General features: G+C 33.6%; 22 protein-coding genes. 13 read left to right on the top strand and 9 right to left on the bottom strand.

What is annotated here, in order from left to right; all coding sequences use genetic code 11:
• Positions 1-87: 87 nt before the first annotated feature.
• The 8 genes from FHP04_RS04910 to FHP04_RS04875 all read left to right on the top strand — a co-directional run bounded on the left by FHP04_RS04910 (position 88) and on the right by FHP04_RS04875 (position 10189).
• Positions 88-1311 (top strand): ABC transporter ATP-binding protein, encoded by a 1224-nt coding sequence (locus tag FHP04_RS04910; RefSeq protein WP_139854870.1) that lies wholly within the window; start codon positions 88-90, stop codon positions 1309-1311.
• Positions 1312-2001, top strand: coding sequence for a sulfotransferase domain-containing protein (locus FHP04_RS04905; RefSeq protein ID WP_139854869.1), 690 nt, complete (start codon positions 1312-1314; stop codon positions 1999-2001).
• Positions 2001-4124, top strand: a complete 2124-nt coding sequence (locus FHP04_RS04900) for a methyltransferase domain-containing protein (RefSeq protein WP_139854868.1) — start codon at positions 2001-2003, stop codon at positions 4122-4124. Before FHP04_RS04905 ends, FHP04_RS04900 begins: the two co-directional genes overlap by 1 nt.
• Positions 4121-4801 carry a sulfotransferase family 2 domain-containing protein gene (locus FHP04_RS04895; protein ID WP_139854867.1) on the top strand — a complete coding sequence of 227 codons (681 nt, stop codon included), beginning with the start codon at positions 4121-4123 and terminating at the stop codon, positions 4799-4801. Before FHP04_RS04900 ends, FHP04_RS04895 begins: the two co-directional genes overlap by 4 nt.
• Positions 4802-4814: 13 nt before the next feature.
• The gene (locus FHP04_RS04890) at positions 4815-5819 is read left to right on the top strand and encodes a glycosyltransferase family protein (RefSeq protein WP_139854866.1); all 1005 of its coding nucleotides are present in this window, start codon (positions 4815-4817) and stop codon (positions 5817-5819) included.
• 12 nt (positions 5820-5831) lie between these two features.
• Complete coding sequence (locus FHP04_RS04885; protein ID WP_139854865.1) at positions 5832-6815, top strand: glycosyltransferase; 984 nt, start codon at positions 5832-5834, stop codon at positions 6813-6815.
• Positions 6816-6818: 3 nt separating this feature from the next.
• Positions 6819-8069 (top strand): glycosyltransferase, encoded by a 1251-nt coding sequence (locus tag FHP04_RS04880; RefSeq protein ID WP_139854864.1) that lies wholly within the window; start codon positions 6819-6821, stop codon positions 8067-8069.
• Between the two features lie 353 nt (positions 8070-8422).
• On the top strand, positions 8423-10189 hold the full coding sequence (locus FHP04_RS04875) for an ABC transporter ATP-binding protein (protein WP_139854863.1): 1767 nt from the start codon (positions 8423-8425) through the stop codon (positions 10187-10189).
• A gap of 1362 nt (positions 10190-11551) precedes the next feature.
• Here FHP04_RS04875 and FHP04_RS04870 read toward each other — a convergent pair.
• Together FHP04_RS04870 and uvrA are read right to left on the bottom strand one after the other, a co-directional pair.
• Positions 11552-12826: a hypothetical protein gene (locus FHP04_RS04870; protein WP_139854862.1), complete on the bottom strand. Its 1275-nt coding sequence runs from the start codon at positions 12824-12826 to the stop codon at positions 11552-11554.
• Between the two features lie 316 nt (positions 12827-13142).
• Positions 13143-15914: an excinuclease ABC subunit UvrA gene (gene uvrA, locus FHP04_RS04865; protein WP_139854861.1), complete on the bottom strand. Its 2772-nt coding sequence runs from the start codon at positions 15912-15914 to the stop codon at positions 13143-13145.
• Positions 15915-16180: 266 nt separating this feature from the next.
• On the opposite strand from uvrA, the gene FHP04_RS04860 reads away from it, so the two are divergent.
• On the top strand, positions 16181-16765 hold the full coding sequence (locus tag FHP04_RS04860; protein WP_139854860.1) for an RNA polymerase sigma factor: 585 nt from the start codon (positions 16181-16183) through the stop codon (positions 16763-16765).
• A 59-nt stretch (positions 16766-16824) separates the two neighbouring features.
• Positions 16825-16977, top strand: a complete 153-nt coding sequence (locus tag FHP04_RS14620; RefSeq protein WP_165148262.1) for a hypothetical protein — start codon at positions 16825-16827, stop codon at positions 16975-16977.
• A gap of 106 nt (positions 16978-17083) precedes the next feature.
• Here FHP04_RS14620 and FHP04_RS04855 read toward each other — a convergent pair whose 3' ends face one another.
• The gene (locus tag FHP04_RS04855; RefSeq protein WP_139854859.1) at positions 17084-17743 is read right to left on the bottom strand and encodes an endonuclease III domain-containing protein; all 660 of its coding nucleotides are present in this window, start codon (positions 17741-17743) and stop codon (positions 17084-17086) included.
• 30 nt (positions 17744-17773) lie between these two features.
• Between FHP04_RS04855 and bcp the strand changes: the two genes are divergently transcribed.
• The gene (bcp, locus tag FHP04_RS04850) at positions 17774-18229 is read left to right on the top strand and encodes a thioredoxin-dependent thiol peroxidase (protein ID WP_139854858.1); all 456 of its coding nucleotides are present in this window, start codon (positions 17774-17776) and stop codon (positions 18227-18229) included.
• On the opposite strand, the gene FHP04_RS04845 is transcribed toward bcp, so the two are convergent.
• Positions 18226-19680 (bottom strand): TonB-dependent receptor, encoded by a 1455-nt coding sequence (locus FHP04_RS04845; RefSeq protein WP_139854857.1) that lies wholly within the window; start codon positions 19678-19680, stop codon positions 18226-18228. The genes bcp and FHP04_RS04845 overlap by 4 nt on opposite strands.
• A 79-nt stretch (positions 19681-19759) precedes the next feature.
• Between FHP04_RS04845 and FHP04_RS04840 the strand changes: the two genes are divergently transcribed.
• A complete protein-coding gene (locus FHP04_RS04840) occupies positions 19760-20536 on the top strand; it encodes an MBL fold metallo-hydrolase (RefSeq protein ID WP_139854856.1) in 777 nt (258 codons plus the stop codon).
• Between the two features lie 67 nt (positions 20537-20603).
• Positions 20604-21035, top strand: a complete 432-nt coding sequence (locus FHP04_RS04835; RefSeq protein ID WP_246051391.1) for a hypothetical protein — start codon at positions 20604-20606, stop codon at positions 21033-21035.
• A gap of 942 nt (positions 21036-21977) precedes the next feature.
• Here FHP04_RS04835 and FHP04_RS04830 read toward each other — a convergent pair.
• The 5 genes from FHP04_RS04830 to FHP04_RS04810 all read right to left on the bottom strand — a co-directional run bounded on the left by FHP04_RS04830 (position 21978) and on the right by FHP04_RS04810 (position 26620).
• Positions 21978-22637, bottom strand: coding sequence for an alpha/beta hydrolase (locus tag FHP04_RS04830; protein ID WP_139854854.1), 660 nt, complete (start codon positions 22635-22637; stop codon positions 21978-21980).
• An 80-nt stretch (positions 22638-22717) separates the two neighbouring features.
• Positions 22718-23041, bottom strand: a complete 324-nt coding sequence (locus FHP04_RS04825; protein ID WP_139854853.1) for a DUF4870 domain-containing protein — start codon at positions 23039-23041, stop codon at positions 22718-22720.
• Between the two features lie 52 nt (positions 23042-23093).
• Positions 23094-23414: a hypothetical protein gene (locus FHP04_RS04820; RefSeq protein ID WP_139854852.1), complete on the bottom strand. Its 321-nt coding sequence runs from the start codon at positions 23412-23414 to the stop codon at positions 23094-23096.
• Entirely contained in the window at positions 23414-24670 is a 1257-nt protein-coding gene (locus FHP04_RS04815) for a dihydroorotase (protein ID WP_139854851.1), read from the bottom strand. Before FHP04_RS04815 ends, FHP04_RS04820 begins: the two co-directional genes overlap by 1 nt.
• Before the next feature lie 27 nt (positions 24671-24697).
• Positions 24698-26620, bottom strand: coding sequence for a BatA domain-containing protein (locus FHP04_RS04810; protein ID WP_139854850.1), 1923 nt, complete (start codon positions 26618-26620; stop codon positions 24698-24700).
• Position 26621 lies beyond the last annotated feature (1 nt).

The raw sequence follows: 26621 nt of genomic DNA, 5'->3' as shown, positions 1-26621 counted from the left end.
TGATAGAAAGTTGAAGTTTGAAAAGTATATTGCTATTTTTCACAACCAACAACCAACAACCAACAACCAACGACCAACCACCATCTAATGAACGAAAGTGAAATTTTAGTAAAAGTAGAAAACCTCTCTAAAAAGTTTTGTAAGGATCTTAAAACTAGCTTGTGGTATGGGGTGAAGGATTTGGCTTCTGGTTTATCTGGAAACAAAAACGAACGAGAGCTGCGGCCAAAGGAATTTTGGGCGGTGAAGGATATTAGCTTCGAGTTAAGGCGAGGGGAATGTCTCGGACTTATTGGCCATAACGGCGCAGGGAAATCTACTTTGTTGAAAATCCTTAACGGACTTATAAATCCAGATGCAGGAAAGGTTACCATTAGGGGGAGAGTAGGCGCTTTAATAGAGCTTGGTGCTGGTTTTAACCCTATTCTTAGCGGTAGAGAAAACATTTATAACAACGGGGCTATTCTTGGATTCACAAAAAAAGAAATAGACGAAAAGATTGATAAAATAATAGACTTTGCCGAAATACGGGAGTTTATTGATATGCCTGTTCAGAATTACAGTAGCGGGATGAAAGTGCGACTTGGCTTTGCAGTAGCCGCACAAATGGAACCCGATGTGTTGATTATAGATGAGGTTTTAGCAGTTGGGGATGTTGGTTTTAGAATGAAGTGTTTAACGCGAATAGGTGAATTATTGAAAAGTACTGCCGTAATTTTTGTTTCACACTCTATGCCGCAAGTTTCAAGAATTGCAAATAAGATACTTCTAATGAAAAACGGATCTGAAGTAATAGGAGGTTTGAATGTATCTGATGGTATAGAAAGGTATTATCAATTATTTCAGAATGGTGATAGTATAATTGGAGGTAATGGTTTAATTGAGATTAAAGATTTTAAAATATTAAATGATAGCCTTAATTGTATAGATGCTGAAAATGGATTTTTAATTTTAAAACATAACTATAAATATACTTTTCAACTTAAACTAAAAGTTAAGGAGCAAGTAAAAAAATATTTTGTTAATTATTCATTTATTGATAAAGAAACAAAACAAGTAGCTAATTTTTTTTCTGTTTTTTCAGATTCTGTTTTTAGTAAAACAGGTGAAGTTATTATTGAAGGTGAAATAGAAAACCTAATATTAGGACAAGGCACTTATAGCATTGGAGTTGCTGTTAATGAAATAAAAGAATGTAATTCTAGAGGTGAGATTTATCTCTATAATTCTAACATAAGTATTATTAGTATTACAGGAATTGAAACAGGACATGCACCTGTTCAGTTTTTGGGTAATTGGAATATTAATTAAATGAAAGATTATATAAAAATATATTCACACCCTAGAAGTGGGACACATTTTTTAGAAAATTTTTTAGCTAAGAATTTCTATAGTAATGAAGATTTATCTTCCGAAGGTGCTATTTATTATGGGCACTGGTCAAATAAACTATTATTAGAAGAGGGAGAACCTTACCACAAATTATTTGGCTCACATTTTTTTCCTGATAAAACAAAAGTGGCAAATAAGTCAATTTACATATATAGAGATGGAAGAGCTGTAATTGCTTCATTATGGAATTCAAAATTTTATAATAAAGAATGGCATGGTATCTCATTTTCTGAGTTTTTACGTAAAGACCTTGATTGGTTAGGTGGGCCTGGACAGAAAAAAAAATTAGATATAAATATCATTCAACATTGGGAGGATCATATTTTACAGTGGGAAAGGCAGGCTGGAAATAATATATTGTTTTTAAGGTTTGAAGATTTAAAAAACAACCCGGAAAATGTTTACGAAGAAATTTGTAAAAAATATTTCCCATTAAAATATTATTCAGAAAAAATATTTTTCAAAAGAAAAATTGATCCTATTAAAGATAAAGTAGGGCTAAAACCCAATGACGCTAAAATTAATAGTTGGGAAAATTTATTTAGCCAAGATGATTTAAATTTTTTTTACTCTCAATTAAAATCTACCAAATATTTATACGATAATTAATGAATAATAAAAGCTTATTTTCTTGTGTTTTAGATTACAATCCTATAATGGAGGTTCAATGTTACATTTGGTTAACTAGCTTATTGCATATTGGGATTAAGCCTAAAACTATCTATGTTCATTTAGTATCTGATGTGACTAACGAATTCTTATCCTTTTTAAAATCTAAACAAATTAATATTGTAAATAGTAAGTCTTTTGATGTTAGAAATAAGTACTGTAATAAGTTAGTGCAATTAGAAACATTTACAAATCAAGACGATTTTGATTATGTGTTTTTAATGGATTGTGATACAGCAGTAGTTGACTTGAATGGAATATCATTAACAGACGAGGTTTATGCTAAAGTGGTTGACTTTCCTAATCCGCCTTTTGATATACTACAAAGCATCTTTGCGAAAAACAATTTAGAAATTGAAAAGACAGAAAGCACGTTTCCGTTAAATGAAGAACAATTGACGGATTGGAATAACTGTAACGGAGGTTTATATATTATATCTAAAGACTTCTTAAAGAGTTTAGCTCCTAAATGGATACATTACGCAAATCTGTGTATTGAACAAAAAGATATATTTACAGATACATATAGTAAACATGCAGATCAAGTTGGTTTTGCGTTAGCTATGGCAAGTTTAGGAAAAAAAGTAACGCATCTTGATATTGAATGGAACTATCCAATTCATATAAATAATCCAATTGAAGTAGATCCGAAAATTATACATTTTCATAATGAAATAAATGAGCATTTACAAATTAAACCTAAAAATAGGGTAGTTGTAAAAGAAGCAATAGAACTTATTAATGATAGGGTTAACTCCAATTTAGTAGATAATCTAAGCAATTCTCTTTTTTGGAATTTTCGTTATTATACTTGTCCAGACTTAGGGAGTGGAGTGGGCTCTCGGGGAAAAATACTAGAAGAAAAAAAGAAACTTTTACGATACTTGACTTATGGTAAAGAGCAATCTTCTTATATAGATGTTGGATGTGGAGATCTTGAGTTAATGAAGGAAATGCCTTTTGAAAATTACTTGGGTTTAGATGTATCCATCGAAGCAATTAAAATAGGGAAAGAAAAACGACCAGATTGGAATTTTAAAATGTTACCTATCACCGATAGTTCTATCGAGAATGTGGATATTACTATGTGTTTTGATGTTTTGATACATCAAAGTGATATGACTAGCTTTAAAAATATTGTTTATGGTTTAGTTTCTAAAGCTAATAACCGAGTTATAATAGGAGCTTATAATGATAAGCCTGAATTTAATTCTACCATTACACATTTCCATAACTCTATATTTGATGAAGTTGCACAGTATAACAAATTTAATGAAATCGCAATAGTGAAAAAGTATAGGGATGTTTCTGTTATAGTGGGTACACTCCACGAAAATAAACATCAAAGGGATATTACTTCTGAAAATTTAAATAAAGCGTTTAAAGAAGTTAAGCGACCGGACTTACTACAATATATTGTAGATGTTTCAAGACATAACTTCGGATTTTATACAGCACACTATCCAAGGGTTTTTGAGTATACTTGGATTGTTGAGCAGTTAGAAGACAAGAAAGACATTAAAGTGTTGGATATTGGTGCAGGAGTTTGTCCAGTGCCTTTATGTTTAACCGATATGGGAATGAGAGTTACCACAGTTGATCTGCATCCTACTGTACGATTATTAAAGGATAAAGATAATTGGAACGAATGGGGCTATTTAGACTACAGCATATTTAATAAAACTATAGATTCTAAGCATCAAGACTTTACAAAAGTTAGGACTTTGAAAAGGTTTGATTGTATTTATTCCGTTTCCGTTATTGAACACATGCCTAGGAGTATTCGATTAAAAATGCTTAAACGAGCTTCAAAATTATTAAAAAAAGGAGGAGAGTTGTTGTTAACTATTGATATAGTACCCGATACTAGTGATATTTGGAATTATTCTGAAGGAAAACAAGTAGAAAGTCAGGAAGAGCATGGAACAATGGAAAGTTTTAAAAATGAATTGCTCGCTTGTGGATTTAAAATAGTTTTTGACCATATTCAAAGAGAAATTTTTGAGTCTAGAACAGATGTTTGGTTTGTAAAGTGTGTATTGCATAAAAAATCGTTTATATGATATCACACGAACTTAAATGTATTTTTATTCATATACCAAAGACAGCTGGTACAAGTATAAATGAGTTTTTTCATCCAGGAGTTAAATTTAAAGTTACACCACCAGATTATGAACGTTTATTTGGTTGGTGCCCGATACGTAAATTGCATATGCAACATGCTACTTCTAAACAATTATTAGAAACGGGTCTTGTAACAGAAGAGCAATGGAATACTTATTTTAAATTTACATTTATTAGAAATCCTTGGGACAGAACTTATTCTGACTATCTATGGATGCAAAAATATTCTGGTATTAAAGGAAGCTTCAATAACTACTTAAATAAATCAAACGAATTTGCTGAAATTTTAAACGATAGATCTACTGAGAAGTATTTAGGGGACCATCTTTTAAATCAAACAGATTTTTTTGATTTTGAAGGAAAGTTCAAACCTGATTTTATTGGTAGATTTGAAAATTTTGAAAACGATATTTCTCTTGTTTTAGAACACCTTTCTATAAACAAAACTTTTAATCTGCATAAAAACAAAACTAAAAGGTATAGTCATTATTCAAATTTTTATACCAATAGCAGACAAAAAAAAGTAGCTAATATTTTTAAAAATGATGTGTCTCTTTTAAGTTATAGTTTTGAAAATAGGAGGGAAGGATTAAAAAAAATTAAACGATTTCTTTAATATATAATATTTAATGAAACTAGCTTTTACCATTTGTGCTAATAATTATTTAGCGCATGCTAAGACATTGGCAGTGTCCTTTAAAAAACATCATCCAGATGTAACTTTTTGTATAGCTATACTTGATGAGCCTAATGCAAGCATAAATTATGAGAGCTTAGGTGCTGATACCATTTTATGGGTCCATAAATTATTTCCTGAATTGGTTGCAGGTATAAAAGACACCTATAACATTGCCGAAATCTGTACTGTGGTAAAACCAAAGCTATTTACACATTTCTTTAATAATAGCTACAATACCGTATTGTATATAGACCCAGATATTAAGGTTTTCTCAACTTTTACTCATGTTTTTGATGCACTGAAAGAAAATGAAATGGTGTTAACACCACATATCTGTTCTCCAACTGGCGAAATAGGGCATCCACAAGACAAAGATTTGATGCGTACAGGTATTTATAATCTTGGATTTCTAGCAGTAAATAATACAGAACCAATCAAATCATTTATTAAATGGTGGGACAAAAGGGTGCAAGCCTATGGATTTCATGATTTAAAGAATGGTTATTTTTACGATCAGATATGGTTAGGTTATGCTCCTGCTTTTTTAGATAAAGTATATGTTTTAAGGCATTTGGGCTATAATGTAGCCAATTGGAATCTGCATGAACGAAAAATTATAAGTAGTGGTGAAAAGTACTATGTGAACGATAAAACTACTCCAGTAGCTTTCTTTCATTATAGCCATTATAAGATGGAAAATTTTCCGAGTATAGCGGTTTATAATCAGAATTTCGATTTGGAAAACAGAGAAGATATTGTTCCTATTTTTATGGATTATAAAAATAGTTTGTTGCAGAACGATTATGAAAAACTAAAAGAGATACCTTATAAGTTTGGTAAAAGAAAAGTAGAAGCGAGTCAAAATTCAAAAGAACTTAGAGCTAATAAAGGGAGGATTTATAAATCATTTCAATTGTTAAAAAAGTCTTTGAGAATGGCTTTAAAAGGGTATTAAACAGGATTTAAAATGCAAAAAGGGGTTTCAATTATAATATGCACCTATAATGGTAAGGCTAGGTTAGCAGAAACCTTAAGGCATCTGGCTATGCAAAAAAGTCATTGCCCTGTCGAAATAGTGTTGGTAGATAATAATTCTTCAGACGGCACAAGAGATTTTGCAGATAATTGGTGGCGAGATAATGGTGTTTCAACGATAGAATACACTTCTTTCAGTCAGCCAATACCTGGGAAGTCTTATGCTCAAGAATTAGGTTATGCTAAAGCAAAATATGAATATCTTTTAATTTGCGATGATGACAATTGGCTTTGTGACAGCTATGTGCAAACTGCTTTTGATATCATGGAAAAAGATTCGCAAATTGGTGCTTTAGGAGGGTGGTGTGAAGCAGTTTTTGAAAAAGAAAGACCGAAGTGGTTTGATACTTATGCAAAGTATTTTGCAGTTTCTAAGCAAGGAACAGAAAGTGGTGATATAACAAATAAGAAAGGTTGTTTATATGGCGCAGGAATGGTGATACGAAAAAGCCATTGGTTAGAATTAAATAACTTAGGTTTTAAACCCTTGCTTACTTGTAGAAAAGGAGATTCACTAAGTTCGGGAGGTGACACAGAATATTCTTACGTATTGCGATTACTAGGATATAAAATGTGGTACGATGAAAGACTATATTTTCAACATTGGATGCCAGAAGGAAGGATGAATCTTGGTTATGTGCAAAGAATTCGTAAGGCCATTTCCGAATCTAATTTTGTGGTAAGTATTTACACCGATGCCCTAAACAACAAAGAGTATGGAAAAGTTGATTTTTATAAACGTGCCTACCGCATGATGAAAAAGGATATAACTAGGCAAACTCTAAATCGAATTAATGGTTCCTTTGAAGAGAAAGAGCTAGCTAAAGAATATTTCAGGAACCTAAGTAGGCTGCTAACTAAATTTTCAGATTATAAAAAAAATAGGGATACAATAAAAGTTTGGTTGTTAAAATAATTAATGGGTAATGTAAAGTCATTAAATATAGCTGTTGTTGTCGGTGTTTTTCCTACGGTATCTGAAACATTTATTGTTAATCAGATTACTTCCCTTATAGATAAAGGGCATTCCGTTTATATATATTCCTACCAAAAGACAATCCCCCAAAAATTACATAAAAGTATTATTAGATATAACTTATTAGATAAAGTTGTTTATAGAGAAAAACCACCAAATGGTAAGCTTAAGAAGCTGCGTAGCTTTTTATTAATAATGATTAAAAACTTTTCTAACATAAATTGGAAACTTTTATTTAAAACTTTAAACTATTCTAAATACGGTAAAAAGGCTATAAATCTTAAAACGTTTTATAATCGAAAATTTTTTGTGTTGAATAAAAAATTTGATGTTGTTCATGTTCATTTCGCAAATAATGCTCAAAGTATTGCAAGATATAAAAGAGAAGGATTTTTACAGGATGCTAAATTAGTAGTCTCTTTTCATGGCTATGACATAAACCCATCAAAAACTGAAGCATATAAATTACAGTATAGAATGTTATTTGAGGAGGCGAATCATTTTACAGTAAACACAATATATACAAAAGAAATTTTAGATAAGGTTAATTCAAGTTTGACTAATGTCTCTATATTACCTGTTGGATTAGACAGTTCCTTATTTAGAAAAACAGAATCAAAATTAAAGTCATTAGGTGGTTTTAAGTTAGTTTATTGTGGAAGACTTGTACCTTTTAAAGGGGCTATGCTTCTCCCAACCATAATTAAAGAGCTTATAAGCAGAGGTTTTGATGGTATATCACTAAAAATTATAGGTAGTGGTGAGCTTAAAACTCAACTTGAAATAGAAATAGATAGATTAGAGCTTTCAAATACCGTAGAGATATTAGGAGCTATGACTCAGGAAGATATTATTGATGTTTTTAATGACTGTAATGCCTTTATTTTACCAGGTATTTATAATAAAGTTGATGGTAGAGCAGAAAATCAGGGATTGGTTATTCAAGAAGCTCAGGCCATGGAGTTGCCTGTAATTGTCTCGGATGTTGGTGGTATGAAATATGGGTTAGTGCCAAATAAAACTGGATTTGTTGTTAAGGAAAATGATGTTAAAGCTTTTGCTGATTGTATAGAATTACTAATTAAAAATCCTGAAAAGGCTAAAAAAATGGGGAAAGAGGGGAGAGAGTTTGTTATTGAAAATTATAATTCAAAAATTTTAATAGATAAGTTATTATCCATTTATAGAAGCTAGTTTTTTCTTGTTTTTATCAAACTCTTCATCATTAAGTATAATTACTCTTACTAAATTTAATAAATTTCAAATCTTTTTTATTCAACTATCTCTTCAAAACCTTTTAGAATCTGCTTTGCGTTAAGCCAATAAATGTTCAATTTGGAGTTTTTATGGTGATAGTGCTTTTTTTCAATTCACCCCAAACCAACAAAACTTTATCTTGGTCTAATACATCCAAAAGCCCTAAATTTGCAAGTCGCATAAAATCTAATTTTTAGGCGAGGTATTTAAATCCAAATTAGCGCATTACAAACGGTCTATAGCTAAAGACTTCAACCGTTAATTTTAAAAATAAATCAAGTAAGTAACTAGTGTCAGAAAACAAAGGCAACGCATTCGATTTTAAGCTCTTTAAACGATTAATGAGCTTTACTAAACCCTACCGAGGCATCTTCATATTTGTTGCTTTTGCTGCAATTGTTATGTCTGGTTTGGCGGTTCTGCGTCCTTACCTTTTAAAACTAGCTATAGACGATTCGATAGTACCAAAAGATAGCGAAGGCTTTATGACCTACGTTATTCTAATGCTAGTGGTGCTAATTTTGGAAGTGGTGTTTCAATTTGCTTTTATCTTTTACACCAACTGGCTCGGACAAAGTGTTATTCGGGATATGCGACAAAAGCTTTTCCGATTAATGACTAGCTTTAAAATGCAGTACTTCGATAAAAGTGCGGTGGGAAGACTTACTACTCGCGCGGTAAACGACGTAGAAACCATAAGCAGTATTTTTAGCGAAGGCTTGTTTATGATAATTAGCGACTTACTAAAAATGCTAGTTATTGCAGGGTTTATGCTTACACAAAGTTGGCGATTATCGCTTATAGTGTTTATTGTATTGCCTTTTATCTTGTATGCGACTCGCGTCTTCCAAAAAGCGATGAAAGTAGCTTTTGAAGATGTTCGTAATCAAGTAGCCAATTTAAACTCCTTTGTTCAAGAGCGAATCACAGGGATGAAGATTGTACAGATTTTCACTCGAGAAAAAACAGAATACGAACGCTTTCAGGAAATTAATAAAAAACACCGAACAGCTTGGATTCGTACCGTGTGGTATAACTCTATATTTTTCCCTATTGCGGAAATGGCAGGTGCAATTGCAACGGGTCTTGTAGTTTGGTACGGTGGATTAAATGTTATTGGAGGAGGAGCTGTAACCCTAGGTATTATAACGGCATTTATTCAGTATGCCGAAATGCTTTTTAGACCGCTTAGGCAAATTGCCGATAAATTCAATACCCTGCAAATGGGAATGGTGGCTGCAAACCGCGTATTTGGGATCTTAGATACCAGATCGCATATAGAAGACAATGGAACTATAAACTACACCAACACTAAGGGTGAAATAGAATTTGTTGATGTACATTTTGGTTATATTGAAGGGGAAGAAGTAATAAAAGGTATTTCTTTTAAAGCGAATCCAGGGGATACCGTTGCCATAGTGGGAGCAACAGGAGCAGGAAAATCTACAATTATCAATCTGCTAAATCGTTTTTACGAAATAAATAGCGGAGTGATTAAAATTGATAATATCGATATAAAAGAGTACACCTTAGCTTCTTTAACGAGTCAGATAGCTGTTGTACTTCAGGATGTCTTCCTTTTTGCGGATACTATTTACAACAATATTACGCTCAACAATCCAAACATCACCGAAGATGAGGTTATAGCTGCAGCTAAAGAAATCGGGGTTCACAAGTTTATAGAGAGTTTACCAGGGGGTTATCACTACAACGTAAAAGAACGAGGAAGTATGCTTTCTTCGGGGCAACGACAGTTAATTTCGTTCTTACGCGCTTATGTAAGCAAACCAAGTATTTTGGTGCTCGATGAAGCCACTTCGTCTGTAGACACCTATTCTGAAGAGCTGATTCAAACAGCCACCGATAAAATCACAAAAGACCGTACTTCTATTGTAATCGCTCACCGATTAGCGACAATTAAAAAAGCCGATAAAATTATCGTTATGGATGCTGGTAAAATTGTTGAAGAAGGCACCCACCACGAACTCCTAGAAAACGAAAACGGTTTCTATAGAAACCTATACGAAGTCCAGTTTGCCGATGGTGGAAATCCTTAGTTTTTAGTTTGTAGTAGATAGTTTGTAGTTGGGAGAGAAGAATCAAATTTCAAATTCCAAATAACAAACTCCAAATAACAAATTCCAAATCTCAAAAGCATAATTAATAAAAGATTTGAGACGTGAGATTTGAGACGCTAGATTGAAGTCTTGATTCTGTTTTCTAACTTCTAATTTCTAACTTTTAACTTCTAGTAGTGAGAGGGTAGTTGGTTGAAGAAGATTAATTCCAGATACCAAATTCCAAAAGCATAATTAATAAGATTTGAGACGTGAGATTTAAGATGCTAGACCGAAGTCTAGTTTCTAGTTTCTAACTTCTAGTTTCTAACTTCCAAATTCCAAATTCCAAATACCAAACTCCAAATACCAAACACCAAATAACAAATTCCAAATAACAAATTCCAAATACCAAAATCGTAATCTATAATTCCTAATTAATAAGATTTGAGATGTGAGATTTGAGACGCTAGACCGAAGTCTAGTTTCTAACTTCTAACTTCTAATTTCCAAATTCCAAATAACAAATTCCAAACACTAAACACCAAACTCCAAATTCCAAATAACAAATAGCAATTTCCAAATCTCAAAAGCATAATTAATAAAAGATTTGAGACGTGAGTTTTAAGATGCTAGACCGAAGTCTAGTTTCTAACTTCTAGCTTCTAGCTTCTAACTTCCAAACTCCAAATAACAAACTCCAAATAACAAATTCCAAATCCCAAAATCATAATTCATAAAAGACTTGAGACGTGAGATTTAAGACGCTAGACCGAAGTCTAGTTTCTAGTTTCTAACTTCTAGTTTCTAACTTCCAAATTCCAAATTCCAAATTCCAAATTCCAAATTCCAAAATCATAATTCATAAAAGATTTGAGACGTGAGATTTAAGACGCTAGACCGAAGTCTAGTTTCTAGTTTCTAACTTCTAGTTTCTAACTTCCAAACTCCAAATAACAAACTCCAAATAACAAACTCCAAATAACAAATTCCAAATTCCAAAATCATAATTCATAAAAGATTTGAGACGTGAGATTTAAGATGCTAGACCGAAGTCTAGTTTCTAGTTTCTAACTTCTAGCTTCTAACTTCCAAATTCCAAATTCCAAATTCCAAAATCGTAGTCCATAATTTTTAATTCTGAATTAAAAGGAGGTATGAGAAGTTAGTCTAGATTTTAGTTTTTAACTTCTAACATCTAATTTCTAACTTCCAAATTCCAAACACCAAATTCCAAATACCCAAATCATAATTCTGAATTCTGAATTCTGAATTTTTTAATTCTGAATTAAAAAAGTCAACCCCCCGAGTTTCACGTTTTGTGAATCACGAGGGGTTAACAAACCAACCAAAAAACTATTTTTAACCTCTTCCTCTAGATCCTTTAGAATTAGATTCTCTTGAAGAACTTCCTCTTGAGGTATTTGCTTTTGTTCTGCTAGGAGCAGGTGCACTAGATTTTTTTACTGAAGTACTACGGTTTGTTGTGGTGCGCGTAGGAGCTTGAGATTTATTTCTAGTTACTGTTCTATTACTTTTATTTGTTGAAACATTTCTAGTTTGTGTTTTAACTGTACTGTTTCTATTCTGTGAAACTGTTGTAGCTCTACTGGTATTGCTTCTAGTACTCTTTACAGTTCTAGGAGTATTCCTTTGCTCCACGCTTCTCGTTCTAGTGTTCGAACTCTTAACAGGTGTGTTGTTATTTGTACGAGTTAAAACACTTTTCTTGTTGCGATTACTGTTAGCATTTACGCTACCATTTCTAACGTTTCTATCAGTTTTTACGGCACCTCTACTTGAAGTGCTTACATCTCTTGTTACTGTATTGCTTCTTGTGTTTGAACGTACAGCATTGTTTGATCTATCGTTATTTCTAACCGAGTTTTTAACTCTAGTATTGTTAGAAATCATAGTGTTTTCTCTACTTGGGTTGAAGTCTTTATTAATAGACGCTCTTCCTCTTTTATCGTACACACGGCTTCCTGGGCGATAAAAATCTCTACGCCCGTTGTGGTAAGCTACTTTATCTCTCTTTTTGTAATACACTATATGCTCGTGGTAACTATAACGTACAGGCTTATAGTATCTTCTATAAGGTCTGTCGTAAACCACACAGTGTGTATAGAGTGGTCTAGCATAATAAACATGCCACGGACGGTAAACGTAATATCTGTTGTAAGGGTTAATATATCCACTTACATGTGAAAAATGACCGTAATGGTTATATATTACGTGTAAGCCACCTACTCGTACTAAACGTCGGTTGTTGTAACGAATATCTACATTCCCTGCTTGAATAATACGTCCGTATTCGTCGTAGTAAATAGGTACATTTTCTACCTGAATTACCGCTCCATAATCGTCGTACTGAACATAAGCGTCATAATTATACCCTGAGTTGAAACTTATATTAACGTTTCGGGAGGTTATAGTTACATTAGAACCTTTTTGAGGTCCGATATAAACGAAATCGAATTGTCCATCTGGGAAGACAGAAAACTCTACATCGCCTTCTACGAAGATGTATGCGTTGCCGTCATAACTTCTTCTAATATTGTTTTCACTTTCTGGAGATGCTGCAGTAGCAGATAATCCCATAAAAAGTATGCTGAAGATAAGTGCTAAGTTTTTCATAAGGTAAAGATTTAAAGGTTTGTACTTTCTCTAAGTTCTTTGGTAGTTCGGTACGTTCTAGATTATTCAACGACCGTGCCAAAGTTTTAAAGTGTTGATTATCAGATGTGGTTTGAGGGAGGGCAAAGAGAAAAGAACAGAGAGAAGAGAACAGAGAGAAGTGGTTGGGAGGGGGGATTTTCTTCAGTTTGTATTTTATTGATCAAAAAAACCCGCTGAAATGAATTACCATTTGCAACGGGTTTTTAAAACTAACCAACCAAAAACTAAAAGTTTCTGTTGGTTTAATTTCAAATAGTATGCCAAATTAGAGAAATTATAGCTTCTCTTTTAAATATGCAGCTGTAAATGATTCTTTGCTTTTTACTACCTCTTCTGGAGTGCCTTGAGCTACAATTTGTCCTCCATTTTCTCCTCCTTCAGGACCCAGGTCTATAATATAGTCGGCGCATTTAATAAGGTCTTGGTTGTGTTCTACAACAATTACTGTATGTCCTTTTTCTAATAAAGCATAAAAGGAAGCGAGTAGCTTTTTAATATCGTGAAAATGCAGCCCCGTAGTAGGTTCATCAAAAATAAATACAGTTTTTTCTTTTGAAGTTCCTTTTACCAGAAATGAAGCGAGTTTAATACGTTGCGCTTCTCCTCCTGAAAGGGTAGAAGAGCTTTGTCCTAATTGAACGTACCCAAGTCCAACATCTTGTAGTGGCTGTAGTTTTGCAGCTATTTTTGACTGTGCATGTTTGCCAAAAAAGGCTACAGCATCATCAACCGTCATGCTTAAAACATCGTCTATATTTTTATCTTGAAATGTAACTTCTAAGACTTCTTTTTTGAAGCGCTTGCCATTACAGGTATCACATACTAAATGTACATCGGCCATAAACTGCATTTCTACAGTTACTTCCCCTTCACCTTTACAGGTTTCGCATCGACCGCCATCTACGTTAAATGAGAAATGTTTTGGTTTAAATCCGCGTATGTCCGATAGTTTTTGTGAGGCGAAGAGATTTCGAATATCATCGTACGCCTTAATATAGGTAACTGGATTACTTCGGCTAGAACGACCGATTGGGTTTTGATCTATAAATTCTATACTTTTTATGGTATTGAAATCCCCTGTAATTTCTGAAAACTGACCAGGTTTTTCACCATAACCACCAATTTCACGCAGTAGGGCAGGGTATAGTATTTTTTTAACCAAGGTGCTTTTTCCACTTCCAGAAACACCAGTTACCGCTGTAAAAACATTGAGCGGAAAGGTAATATCGATGTTTTTTAAATTGTTCTGTCTAGCGCCGGTAATAGAAATTTTATTTTTGGACGTCCGGCGTTTCTTCGGAACTTCAATTTCCATCTCGCCATTGAGGTATTTTGCAGTAAGCGAATCAGATTTTAGTATCTCTTTATAATTTCCTTGAGCCACCACTTCACCTCCAAATGTTCCAGCTTCAGGGCCGATGTCTATAATCTGATCGGCGGCTTTCATAATATCTTCATCGTGTTCTACTACAATCACCGTATTTCCTAAATCGCGTAATGCCTTCAAAACTACAATAAGCCTTTCTGTATCTTTTGGATGTAATCCGATGCTAGGTTCATCCAATATATACATCGAACCTACCAAGCTGCTTCCTAAGGATGTAGCGAGGTTTATTCGTTGCGACTCTCCACCAGAAAGTGTATTCGATTTACGATTAAGAGTTAAGTAGCCTAAACCAACATCTCTTAAAAAGCTAATGCGATTGTTAATTTCCAATAATAAGCGCTTTCCTACCTTAGCATCGTATTCTGATAATTCAAGATTTTTAAAGAAATTGGCAAGCTTATCAAGTGGTAGTTCAACTAATTCTTGAATTGAAGTATTGTTTATTTTTATGTAGCTAGCTTCAGGCCGAAGTCGTTTTCCTTTACAAGTAGCACATTTCGTTTTTCCTCGGTAACGTGATAACATTACTCGATTTTGAATTTTATAACTCTTCGATTCTAAAAATGAAAAAAATGAGTTTAAGCCTTCAAAATGTTTATTCCCCTTCCAAACCAATTGTTTCTGTTCATCAGTAAGTTGAAACCAAGGTTTGTGAATAGGAAAATCGAATTTATAAGCGCTATTTACCAACTGATCTCGATACCAGCTCATGCTTTCACCTCGCCAAGGAAAAATAGCATTTTCGTAAACAGAAAGAGCAGTATTTGGAATTACTAAATCTTCGTCTATCCCAATTACATCGCCATAACCTTCACAAACGGGACAAGCGCCATAAGGATTGTTAAAGCTAAACAAGTGAGCGTTGGGTTCCATAAACGACATTCCATCAGCTTCAAAACGATTGTTAAATTCAGTGATTTTTTTAGAAGATAGCTCCTCGATATACAGTTCACCTTTACCTTCAAAAAAGGCTATTTCAACTGCATCGGCAAGACGGTTGTAAAAATCTTCTTCATTTTTTGTAATAACGCGATCTACAACAACATCAATTTTCTCTGGAAAAGATTTCAACTCATCTATGCGTATCACTTCATCTTTAACCTTTACACGAGCATAACCTTGTTGCGCTAGGGCTTGAATTTTATTTTCCATTGTTCGTCCTTCTTCAAGATGAACAGGAGCAAGGAGCAATAATTTTTCGCCTTCTGAAAAGGTCTTGATAAATTTTATTACATCGGAAGTGGTGTCCTTTTTTACTTCTCTTCCTGAAATTGGAGAAATTGTTTTCCCAATTCGCGTGTAAAGTAATTTAAGGTAATCATAAATTTCGGTGGAAGTACCTACGGTAGACCTTGGATTTGTTGAATTTACCTTTTGTTCAATGGCAATGGCAGGAGAAATACCTTTAATAGAATCAACTTTAGGCTTGTCCAATCTTCCTAAAAACTGACGAGCATAACTCGAAAGGCTTTCTACATAGCGGCGTTGCCCTTCAGCGTAAAGCGTATCGAATGCCAAACTGGATTTACCACTTCCAGAAAGTCCGGTAATAACCACCAGTTTATTACGGGGTATAGCAACCGTTATATTTTTTAGATTGTGAAGCTTTGCCCCTTGAATAAGGATGTTGTTCTTAGTATCTACAGTTTCTGTTTTCAATGTAATATCTTTCTTTTTTATTTCCACCTGCTATCGGGATTGCAAAGATACTATATAGGTTTAAGCAACACACTTTTGCCGATATTATTATTTATTATAGAAAATTTTAAGCATTTTTTTGCTTTTGTGAAGCGAATGTTGTTATATTTACGCTTTACAACGTCTTAATTATAAATTATTGCCTATAGCTGACCTTTACTTTTAACAAATAAACATTTTATTAAACAACCAAATCATTGTTGTTTATTTATTTAGTAAGTATTGGTATGAAGCAACAAACGAACACTGACGCGTTTTTGGTAAGCGCTTATATTAAGGGTAATGAATCTGCACTTGGCGAGTTAATAACACGTCACAAACAAAGAATTTACAGCTTTATTTATTCAAAGGTCTACGACAGAGATATATCTGAAGATATATTTCAGGACACTTTTATTAAGGTTATTAAAACACTTAAAAAAGGTGGTTATAATGAGGAAGGAAAATTTCTTCCCTGGGTTATGCGAATAGCACATAACTTGGTAATAGACCATTTCAGAAAAAGCAATCGCATGCCTAAATTCGAGAATAATAATGATTTCAATATTTTTTCTGTTTTAAGTGACAGTTCTTTAAATGTTGAAAAACAAATTATTAAAGGACAGGTAGAAGATGATGTCCGAAGATTGATTGAAGAACTTCCTGAAGATCAAAAAGAAGTTTTAATTATGCGTATGTATAAAGACATGAGCTTTAAGGAAATTAGCGAGCAAACGGGTGTTAGCATTAATACTGCCTTGGGTAGAATGCGATATGCCCTGATAAATTTGAGGAAAGTAATTGATAAACATAATATTATATTAACCAATTGATACAATAATATGATTTTTGTTGCGTTATTTGGGAATAAACCATTAAACAACAAGAATCTATGCAAAAATTTTACTCTAAAATATCACGTGTGGACGACGTGAATAAAAATCTCGTTCCAAAAGAAGAAACCATAAAATTTCTTCTGGATTATTCGATGGCTTTAAGTGTTATAGATTACCAAAACAAGAAGTTTGAAGCACTTCTTAACTAAACTTTGGAAAAGCCCTGAAACAAAAATTTCAGGGTTTTTTTATGTCTTAGAATTTCAATCTTCTCAAAATTTACGCTGAAGTTGAATCTGAAAAACAGTATAATATTTACTTCTTTTTCTTATTCCAATACTCGTTAATTACCGATTTCCTGCCAATTGTTTTTGTGATGATATCTTTGTCTAAGTTCCATCCGCGAGCAGGGGAGTATTGCCTTCCATACCAGATCATTTGAAGGTGAAGTTTATTCCATAAATCTTTAGGAAATAACCGCTTCGCATCTTTTTCAGTCTGCACTACATTTTTCCCGTTAGAAAAGCCCCAGCGATACATTAGTCTGTGTATATGTGTATCTACAGGAAACGCTGGAATATTAAACGCTTGGCTTACAACAACGCTAGCAGTTTTATGTCCTACGGCTGGGAAAGTTTTTAATAATTCTATATCTGCCGGAACTACACCGTTGTATTTTTCAATCAATATCTGAGAAAGACCGTGTATTCCTTTTGATTTCATAGGAGATAGCCCTACGGGTTTAATTATTTCTCTTATTTCTTCAACAGAGAGTTTAACCATATCGTACGGATTATCGGCAACTTCAAACAGCAAGGGTGTGATTTGATTAACTCGTACATCTGTGCTTTGCGCCGATAGCAATACCGCGATTAATAATGTGTACGGATCCTTGTGATCTAGCGGTACAGGTATTTGTGGGTAAAGGTTGTTTAACGTATCTATAACGAATTCAACCTTTTCTTTCTTTGTCATTTTAAGTACTTTTATACAAAAATAAGGATAATGAAAACATTACAAGCCGGCGATAAGGCGCCAAATTTTAAAGTTAACGATCAAAGTGGAAATCCTATATCGTCTGAGGATTATAAAGGTAAAAAATGGGTGGTTTTTTTCTATCCAAAAGCTAGTACACCTGGTTGTACGGCAGAGGTTTGCAATTTGAGAGATAATTATCAAGCGCTACAAGATCAAGGTTACGAGCTTTTAGGAGTAAGCGCCGATAGTGAAAAGCGTCAAACAAATTTTAAAGAAAAGTACAAATTGCCATTTCCTCTATTAGCCGATGAAAATAAAGAGGTGCTTAATGGATTTGGAGTTTGGGGTCCAAAAAAGTTTATGGGGAGAGAATACGATGGTATTCACCGCAAAACTTTCATAATTAATGAAGAAGGTATAATAGAGCGCGTAATTGATAAAGTAAAAACTAAAGATCACGCAGCTCAAATCCTGGAAGATTAATCTTTTATTTCTTCGGAATGGGGATTATAGTTAAATAATCTCTTTTTCTTAATAGTTTCAGAGACACCGGCTGGTAACATTTCTTCCCAGCCGTCTTTGTTTTCTTCAATCATCTGTAAGACTTCTCTTGAAAAAATATCCATGTGTTCTGGATTGTAATCTTTAATATCTACAACTTTTCCGTTGTATTTAAAGAATTTGTACAACTCCTTCATTCGTGGATGAACTTTTAGGTTTTCACTATTTATATACTCCCCGGTTTCAGAATCTTTCATTGGGTATAAATAAACCTTAAGGTCTTTAAAGAATAATTTTCCAAAAGCTTCAAGAATTCCCCCGCTTAAGTGACGATAGTATTTTTCATCAAAAATATCAATCAAATTACTTACGCCCATCGCTAGACCCATTCGCAATTTGGTGTAACGCGCGAAATATTCAACCAGCTTGTAGTATTCCTGAAAGTTTGAAATCATAACTGTATGGCCTAACGAACAAAGTAGTTTTGCTCTATCCATAAAGTCTTCTTCATCAATCTCTCCATCGGCACGTAAATTAGAAAGTGTAATTTCAAAAATCACCTCCGTCTTATTCTTATCAACTCTGTTTTCATTTAAAAACATTTCATAAGAATGCTTAAACATATCGATGTTTACCTTGGTTACAGGTCTAAAACTTCCACGTAGGGCTAGAATGTTTTTCTTATAAAGAATTTTAGCGGGTAACACGTTATATCCACTAGCATCAAACATAACAGCGTCGGTCATTCCATTTTTAATAAGCTGCAAACTCATCAACCTATTATCTACACTTTCAAAACGTGGACCGTAAAAGTTTATCGTATCTATTTCAATTTTATCTTGATCGATGTGGTCGTATAAATATCGTAAAAGTTTATTAGGCTCATCGTATTTGTAATATGCGCCGTAAATAAGGTTTACTCCAAGTTTTCCCAAGGTTACTTGTTGCAATTGTGCATCATTTTCGTGAAAGCGAATATGAAGTGTGATTTCATTATAAGGTTCGGTAGGGTCTATTTGAAATCGAAGACCTACCCAACCGTGGCCTTTATATTTTTTAGCAAAATCTATTGTTGCCACAGTGTTTGCAAAAGCAAAGAAAAGTCTATTGGGATGTTTTACACGATCGATTCGTTCTTCAATAAGATCGAATTCGTGTGTAAGCATTTTTTGTAGTCTAGACTCTGTAACGTACCTACCGTCTTCCTCAACACCATAAATAGCGTCGCTAAAATCTTTGTCGTATGCCGACATTGTTTTAGCTACAGTTCCCGATGCACCTCCAGCTCTAAAAAAGTTTCGAACAGTTTCTTGTCCAGCACCAATTTCAGCGAAAGTGCCGTAAATATTTTCATTAAGGTTTATTCTTAAAGCTTTGCTTCTAATGGATGGTATGTTCTCAAACTCCTTATCTCCTAGTATGGATTCCGGCATAGTATGTTCTATTAATTCTTATTAACAAAGGTAGTAAATACAATAGGTAAACAAAAAAAATACTATTATTTTTGCGGGAATGAAATCTAAAATCACGGTTACATTTTTAGGAACTGGAACATCTCAGGGAATCCCTGTAATTGGGAGTAAACACGAGGTTTGTTTAAGTAAAGATCCCAAGGATAAACGCTTAAGAGTTTCTGCGTTAATGTCTTGGGATGATTATAATTTTGTAATTGATTGTGGGCCCGATTTCAGATATCAAATGCTTCGAGAAAATGTTTCCAAAGTAGATGGTATTCTTATCACTCACGAACACAGTGACCATACTGCAGGCTTAGACGATATTCGCCCCTTTAATTTTAGACATGGCACTATGCCTTTTTACGCGGATAAGCGTGTTTTTAAATCCCTTCGCGAACGATTCGCATATATTTTTGCCACAGAAAATAAATATCCAGGTGCTCCAAGTATTGAAGCAATTGAAATAGATAAGAATACACCTTTTACCATTGGAGGGAAAAAAGTTGTTCCTATTGAAGCGATGCACGATAAGCTTCCAGTATTAGGATTTCGCGTTGAAGATTTTACATATTTAACCGATGTAAAAACGATATCCGACGAAGAAATTGAAAAAGTGAAGGGAACTAAGGTTTTGGTAGTAAACGCGCTACGCGAAGAACCTCACTATTCGCATTTTAATGTAACGGAAGCACTAGAGTTTGTTGAAAAAATAAAACCAGAAAAAACGTATTTTACACATATCAGTCATATAATGGGTTTTCATGAAGAAGTAGAAAAGAAACTTCCTAAAAACGTTCATTTGGCTTACGATACACTAAAGATTAATATATAATTACATGAGAAAGAATATTTATTTGTACCTGTTTCTATTTGTTCTACTGTTGATTCTTTTTCAGTATATGAATCAGAAGAAAATTTTTGAAAGACAAGAAAACAAAATCGAAGAACTTAGAGAAAGAGCAAACAAAGCTGAAGATTCTTTAGAAGTACTTAGTCTTGAAAACCACAATCTTAATTACTTCACCTTGCAAGGAAATGAGAATGCAATGACCTATTTAGAAAGGTTAGGGTATGAAGCTGCTGATGTGGAGACTATGATTTCTGAGAAAATCTACGATTTCAATCTACAGAAAGGGAATAACCCATTGGTGCCTTTTGAAGGTATGAATGGGGATATGAAGATAAATAAAGTAAAATTCCTAAACCACAAATGGATTCAAGCCGACTTTACGGATGGTAAATTCTGGGGTGAGATGATTTTAGAATATTACTTCAAAGAAAACGGCGATCTAGACCTTACTCCAATAGCATCTTTTCTATATCAGAATTAGGAATTAGGAATTAGGAATTTAGAATTATGAATTATGATTTTGTAATTTGGAATTTTGAATTTGTTGTTTAGAATTTATTCTTCACTTTGTACTTTTAACAAGAGAAAGAAACTTGAGGCTAAAGACTAGAATCAGTGTCTAACCTCTAGCATCTCAAATCTCCCGTCTCTTATTAATTATGAATTCAGATTGCCGAATTATGAATGAAGATTTATGATTTTGGGATTTGGCACTTGAAATTTATCCCTTCACTACAATCTAAAAACTACTAACTACCAACTAATCTCTCATCTCTCACCACTAGAACCAAGAGCCAAGACTTAACGTCTAGCATTTAGCATCTAGCATCTCAAATCTCCCGTCTCTTATTAATTATGAATTCAGAATACAGAATTATGAAAGATGATTTACGATTTTGGGATTTGGCACTTGAAATTTATCCCTTCACTACAATCTAAAAACTACCAACTACCAACTAATCTCTCGTCTCTCACCACTAGAATCAAGAGCCAAGACTTAACGTCTAGAATCTAGCCTCTAGCATCTAGCGTCTCAAGTCTCAAATCTCGAATCTCGAATCTCCCGTCTCTTATTAATTATGAATGAAGATTTATGATTTTGGAATTTGTTGTTTAGAATTTATTCTTCACTTTGTACTTTTCACAAGAGAAAGAAACTTGAGGCTAAAGACTAGAATCAGTGTCTAACCTCTAGCATCTCAAATCTCCCATCTCTTATTAATTGTTAATTCAGAATGCAGAATTATGAAAGATGATTTACGATTTTGGGATTTGGCATTTGAAATTTATCCTTTCACTACAACCTAAAAATTATCAACTACCAACTAATCTCTCATCTCTCACCACCAGAACCAAGAGCCGAGACTTAACGTCTAGCCTCCAACCTCCAACTTCTAACTTCCAACCTCCATCTTCCAACTTCTCAACTAACCTTTTCTAGCCAAGTTTTGAAGTCGTGGAAATTTTGTGGGGCTACGCCGTGGCCAACAGGATATTCTGAATAAGCACAGTTTATATTTAAATTTTTTAGAAACGGCTCTGTTTTTCTCGCCCATTGAACGGGAATAACTTGGTCTACGCTTCCGTGAGAAGTATAGACGTTTAGATGACTAAAATCGTTGCTTTTATAGCCTTCTTTTAATATTTCTTCGTTGATATAACCGCTTAATCCGATAACATTTTTCACTTTTTCTGGATAGCTTAAAGCTACCGCAAAACTCAAAATTGTTCCCTGACTAAAACCAAGTAGGGTTACATTCTTTTCATCTACATTGTATTTTTCAACTACACTATCGATACATTTTGCAACCAATTCTCTCGAGCTAATGGCTTGTACGTCATCACTAAATTTTCCTTGGTCGTTATCAAAATAGATATTGTACCAAGCATTTCCATATGGCTCAAGTTTTATAGGTGCTTTTAGAGAGATGATTGCATATTTTTCTGGAAGTTCAGAAGCGAAGGAGAATAAGTCGTTTTCATCACTTCCAAATCCGTGTAGCATTATAATTACTGGTGCCTTTCCCGAAGTGTTTTTAGCGGGTCTATAGTTGTGTTCTAAAAGTAAAGTTTGTTTTTCCATAAGTTGCAAAAATAAGCAAGACCTTTCAATCTGAAAGTACTTCAGAAGAAAAGGTCTGTTTAAATATTGTTTTAAATAATTTAGATTCCTTTAAACCATTCTTGAAATTGTTCACCTAATAGCGGCACGGGTTTCATTTCACCTTGTACAGCACTAACTAATCCAAGAATCCACAGTACTAAAACTCCAATATTCACTATGGATGAAAGAATCCATAAGTCTAAAAAACCAGAAATTATTGCAAACACCACACCCACACACATAATTCCTAACGATTGGCGAACGTGAAAAGTTCCTAACGGAGTTTTATTACCGTTGTTCATTATAAGTGCAATAATCCAGCCTATTAGAGTGATATATGAGATAATTGCAACTGTTTTACCATCATCTGAAGCTTTTTCCATAATATAAAAATTTAATTATAAATTTATGATAAGCTAAAGATAACCAATAGTTTCAATTTAAGAACGTAAACCATTGTTGAAATTTCTCACTTAAAAAAGGGATTCCTTTTTTTTGGTTTTTATAAGCCATAATCCAACTGTAAATCCAAAGTACAAAGGTCACAAACCATATAATATCGCCAGTTTTTGTGTCAATTTGCGATTGTATAACCAGGGATGATATAAATAGCAAAACCAAGCCGAACATGTTTTTTATATGCCAAGTAGGAAATTTGTGATTTTCATCGCGATTTATAAAATAAGCAATTATAAATCCTACAAAGGGAGCATAGGCAATCATAGCAGTTGATTTGCCTGGAGGAGAAGTCTTCATTATTTATTTAAAATCAACTGGTTATTTGAATAAATTCCGTAAGGTTTTCCTTTGAGTTTTTGTCCTAAAAGTGCTGCGTTTTTGGAAGTAGAAAGTATATTTTCTTCAGAAAACACCCAATTATCATCTGGATTAAACAATGTAATTGAAGCGGTATTACTTTCCTCTATAGCTTCTGATGTTATTTTAAATTCATCTTTTAGGCCTGTAAGTTTCTTAACAGAATCTTCTACTCCTAAAACTGAATTAATTGCGCCAAAACAAGATTCTAGGCCTATACTTCCAAAGTAAGCGTGGTCGAATTCTACTTTTTTGTGCTCTATGTCTATTGGATTATGGTCACTTGTAATAGCGTCAATAGTTCCGTCTTTTAAACCTTTAATTAATGCTTTAGTGTCTTCATTTGTTCGAAGAGGAGGGAGTAGTTTAAAGTTTGTGTCAAACTCTTCCAAAACATCATCGGTTAATGTTATATTGAAAATACTTACGCTACAGCTTACATTTAGTCCTTTTTTCTTGGCTGCTCTAATTAGTTCTACCGATTTCTTTGTAGAAATTGTCGGGATGTGAAGTTTTCCACCTGTGTATTCTAAAAGATACAAGTCACGAATAACCTGAAGTTCTTCAGAAAGAGCAGGAAGACCTTTTAAGCCAAGTTTAGTGCTATTTTCTTCTTCGTTAACCACCCCGTTTTTAGCCACCGATTTATCAAATGGAAATGATTGTACTAGTCCGTCAAAGTTTTGTGTGTACTGCAACGCGATTTTAAGCAAATTGGCATTAGAAATTGGATTCTTATAATCGTAGAAAGCTACTGCACCTTCATTTTGCATATCGTATAGTTCGGCCAAATCCACTCCTTTACTGCCGGTTGTAAGTGCACCAATAGGGTAGAGGCTAACGGCATTTCCTTCGCCTTTACTTTTTAGGAATTTTATATGCCCTTTACTATCGGTTACAGGAAATGAGTTGGCGTTAACAGCTACACTTGTAAACCCGCTATATGCTGCTGTTTTTAATCCGTTTTCAACGTTTTCGCGCTCTTCAAAGCCTGGCTCTCCAAAAGAAACACTGCTATCAAACCATCCTTGTGAGATATGAAGATTTTTCAATGAAACTTCCTTAACCTTTTCCGAAGAAGGAATTTTAGCGGCAATTTTAGAAATTGTACCATTCTCTATTAATACATCGCGTTTCTTTAAGTGATGCTTACTAGCTTCATCAATAATAGTTGCGGATTTAAGTAGTATCTTCATATATTAAGATTAATTTCTTTTTTCTCTCTATTTGATAAACTTTAAGATTAGCATTTCAAAAAGCAAAAAGAGCAGTGCAAAAATAGCAAACCATTTCCAAAAACTGTTGATTGAATTTGCTTCTGTTATCGATTCGAAGAGATTGTCTATAGAGCTGTACACATTTACAGCATTCCATTCGTCTGGATTTAAATAGAGTAGATCACTTTCGCTTCGGCTATAATTATAACTTATATTTTTTAAAGATTCGTTTTCCTTTACAATTTGATAGTTTCCAGCATTTGTAGGCTCTTCAGTAGTAGTGATTAAAACATAATTAGCTTTTGTTTGCTGCAATGGAATAAACTGACTTATACTATCTTTTATTTTTAAAATTTCGTTTTGTCCTAGTTTTACAGGTACTGCAACTGAATTCTGTTCACCAATAGTATAATAGAGGTGTGGAAGGGGTAAACTTTGTAAGGCCATATTGTAGATCGTTGGAACGATTAATGGCGAGTTTTGAAAATTTGAATTCTCCTTGTTTATTGCTGAAGTAAATAAATACGTTTTGTTTTTTTGAAGTAAAAATGGTTGGTTGTCCTCAAACCTTATCGCAGGGGTAGCATTGGTTGAAATAGTATAAAATGAACCAACCTTAGGATATTGAAAATTTGTTACTTCTTTTTCAAAAACATCTTTAAATAAGGGGTGTGAAAAAACTATGTTTGAAATCTTTTTCTCTTGTGAATTTACTGTGGAGATACTTCCAAACCCAAGGGTTAATAGATGATTGTTATAACTGTTTACATCGACTTCCGGATTAGGAATTATAAGAATACTCCCGCCGTTATCGCTAAACGATTTTAAAGCAGTACTCAATGAAGCTGGAATCTCTTCTAACTCGTTTAAAATTATAAAATTTTGACTAGGAATTTCGTTGTAATTAAGGGTTTTAAACGTTTGTTGGGTAAATTGGAATTCTTCTTTTTCTAACAAGCGTTTTAAAAAATTGCCGTTCGCTTCATTAATGGCTAAAACTTTAATCTTTTCTGGTTTGTTGATATTGAAGAATAGTGTGTTGTCAAAAGTTAAATTAGGGTCGGCAACCTGAAGCTTTCCAGTAAATTCTTCTGAATTATCTATGTCGAAAGTAACCGTACCATTTTTGCTAGTTGAGAAGTCAACTGCAGTTTTTGCAACCAATTTGTTATTGTCATACAGTGAAATTGGAGCCTCTGAAAAATCATCCCCAGATTTTGAAACTTTTACCTGTAACTGAATAGCAGAAGCATTTTTTGAAGTGATATAAACGCTGTCGATAGCGATATTTGAGTGTTTCACAGGTTTTAACTGTACCGCATCTACAATTATGTCGTCTGAAATAGTAGGAAAAGCTTCTTTTTGTTGAAAGTCTGAAATATAGATCAATCTTTTAATTACATCTTTTTCATTAGAAAAGAGCTGATTTGCCTTCAGTAATACTTGAGAGGGAGTGAGTTGATTTTGCGAGTATGTTACAGAGAGAATTTCGTTTTTAAAGTCTTGAGCCGAAGTGTTTTTTCGTTGAGTATTATTGGTAAACCAGCTTAGTTTTTCAGTAGATGCAGAATTCTCAAACAAATCTTGTAAAGCGCGTTCAAGCAGTGGGCCTTGATTTCCTTTTGCTTGCATACTAAACGAATTGTCTATATAGATTACCGTTTCTTTTTCGTTTTTTAAAGTAGTTTTTGAAGCTGTAAAAGGTTGTGCGAAGGCAAAAATAAGTGCAGCCATTGCCAATAGACGCATTAAAAGTGTCAGCCATTTTTTTAGCTGCGAACTTTTACGGGTTTGTATGTTTATTTTTTTTAGAAAAGCAACATTGGTAAACGCTACTTTTTGAAATCGCCGAAGTTGAAAAAGATGAATAAATATCGGTATCAGCAGCAGGAAAAGAGCGTAAAGAATTTCTGGGTGTTTAAACTGCATT

The sequence above is a fragment of the Aequorivita sinensis genome, assembly GCF_006346335.1.
In the GTDB taxonomy this organism is placed as follows: domain Bacteria; phylum Bacteroidota; class Bacteroidia; order Flavobacteriales; family Flavobacteriaceae; genus Aequorivita; species Aequorivita sinensis.
Note: the sequence above shows the minus strand (reverse complement) of the source record. Positions and strands in the feature narration are given on the sequence as shown.

Coding starts and splice junctions, on each gene's coding strand:
- FHP04_RS14620 (WP_165148262.1), top strand. CDS start 16,825: ATGCAAAAATTTTACTCTAAAATATCACGTGTGGACGACGTGAATAAA.
- FHP04_RS04825 (WP_139854853.1), bottom strand. CDS start 23,041: ATGGAAAAAGCTTCAGATGATGGTAAAACAGTTGCAATTATCTCATAT.
- FHP04_RS04830 (WP_139854854.1), bottom strand. CDS start 22,637: ATGGAAAAACAAACTTTACTTTTAGAACACAACTATAGACCCGCTAAA.
- FHP04_RS04835 (WP_246051391.1), top strand. CDS start 20,604: ATGAATCAGAAGAAAATTTTTGAAAGACAAGAAAACAAAATCGAAGAA.
- FHP04_RS04895 (WP_139854867.1), top strand. CDS start 4,121: ATGATATCACACGAACTTAAATGTATTTTTATTCATATACCAAAGACA.
- FHP04_RS04820 (WP_139854852.1), bottom strand. CDS start 23,414: ATGAAGACTTCTCCTCCAGGCAAATCAACTGCTATGATTGCCTATGCT.
- FHP04_RS04890 (WP_139854866.1), top strand. CDS start 4,815: ATGAAACTAGCTTTTACCATTTGTGCTAATAATTATTTAGCGCATGCT.
- FHP04_RS04860 (WP_139854860.1), top strand. CDS start 16,181: ATGAAGCAACAAACGAACACTGACGCGTTTTTGGTAAGCGCTTATATT.
- FHP04_RS04910 (WP_139854870.1), top strand. CDS start 88: ATGAACGAAAGTGAAATTTTAGTAAAAGTAGAAAACCTCTCTAAAAAG.
- FHP04_RS04870 (WP_139854862.1), bottom strand. CDS start 12,826: ATGAAAAACTTAGCACTTATCTTCAGCATACTTTTTATGGGATTATCT.
- FHP04_RS04845 (WP_139854857.1), bottom strand. CDS start 19,680: ATGCCGGAATCCATACTAGGAGATAAGGAGTTTGAGAACATACCATCC.
- FHP04_RS04885 (WP_139854865.1), top strand. CDS start 5,832: ATGCAAAAAGGGGTTTCAATTATAATATGCACCTATAATGGTAAGGCT.
- FHP04_RS04810 (WP_139854850.1), bottom strand. CDS start 26,620: ATGCAGTTTAAACACCCAGAAATTCTTTACGCTCTTTTCCTGCTGCTG.
- FHP04_RS04905 (WP_139854869.1), top strand. CDS start 1,312: ATGAAAGATTATATAAAAATATATTCACACCCTAGAAGTGGGACACAT.
- FHP04_RS04815 (WP_139854851.1), bottom strand. CDS start 24,670: ATGAAGATACTACTTAAATCCGCAACTATTATTGATGAAGCTAGTAAG.
- bcp (WP_139854858.1), top strand. CDS start 17,774: ATGAAAACATTACAAGCCGGCGATAAGGCGCCAAATTTTAAAGTTAAC.
- FHP04_RS04855 (WP_139854859.1), bottom strand. CDS start 17,743: ATGACAAAGAAAGAAAAGGTTGAATTCGTTATAGATACGTTAAACAAC.
- FHP04_RS04880 (WP_139854864.1), top strand. CDS start 6,819: ATGGGTAATGTAAAGTCATTAAATATAGCTGTTGTTGTCGGTGTTTTT.
- FHP04_RS04900 (WP_139854868.1), top strand. CDS start 2,001: ATGAATAATAAAAGCTTATTTTCTTGTGTTTTAGATTACAATCCTATA.
- FHP04_RS04840 (WP_139854856.1), top strand. CDS start 19,760: ATGAAATCTAAAATCACGGTTACATTTTTAGGAACTGGAACATCTCAG.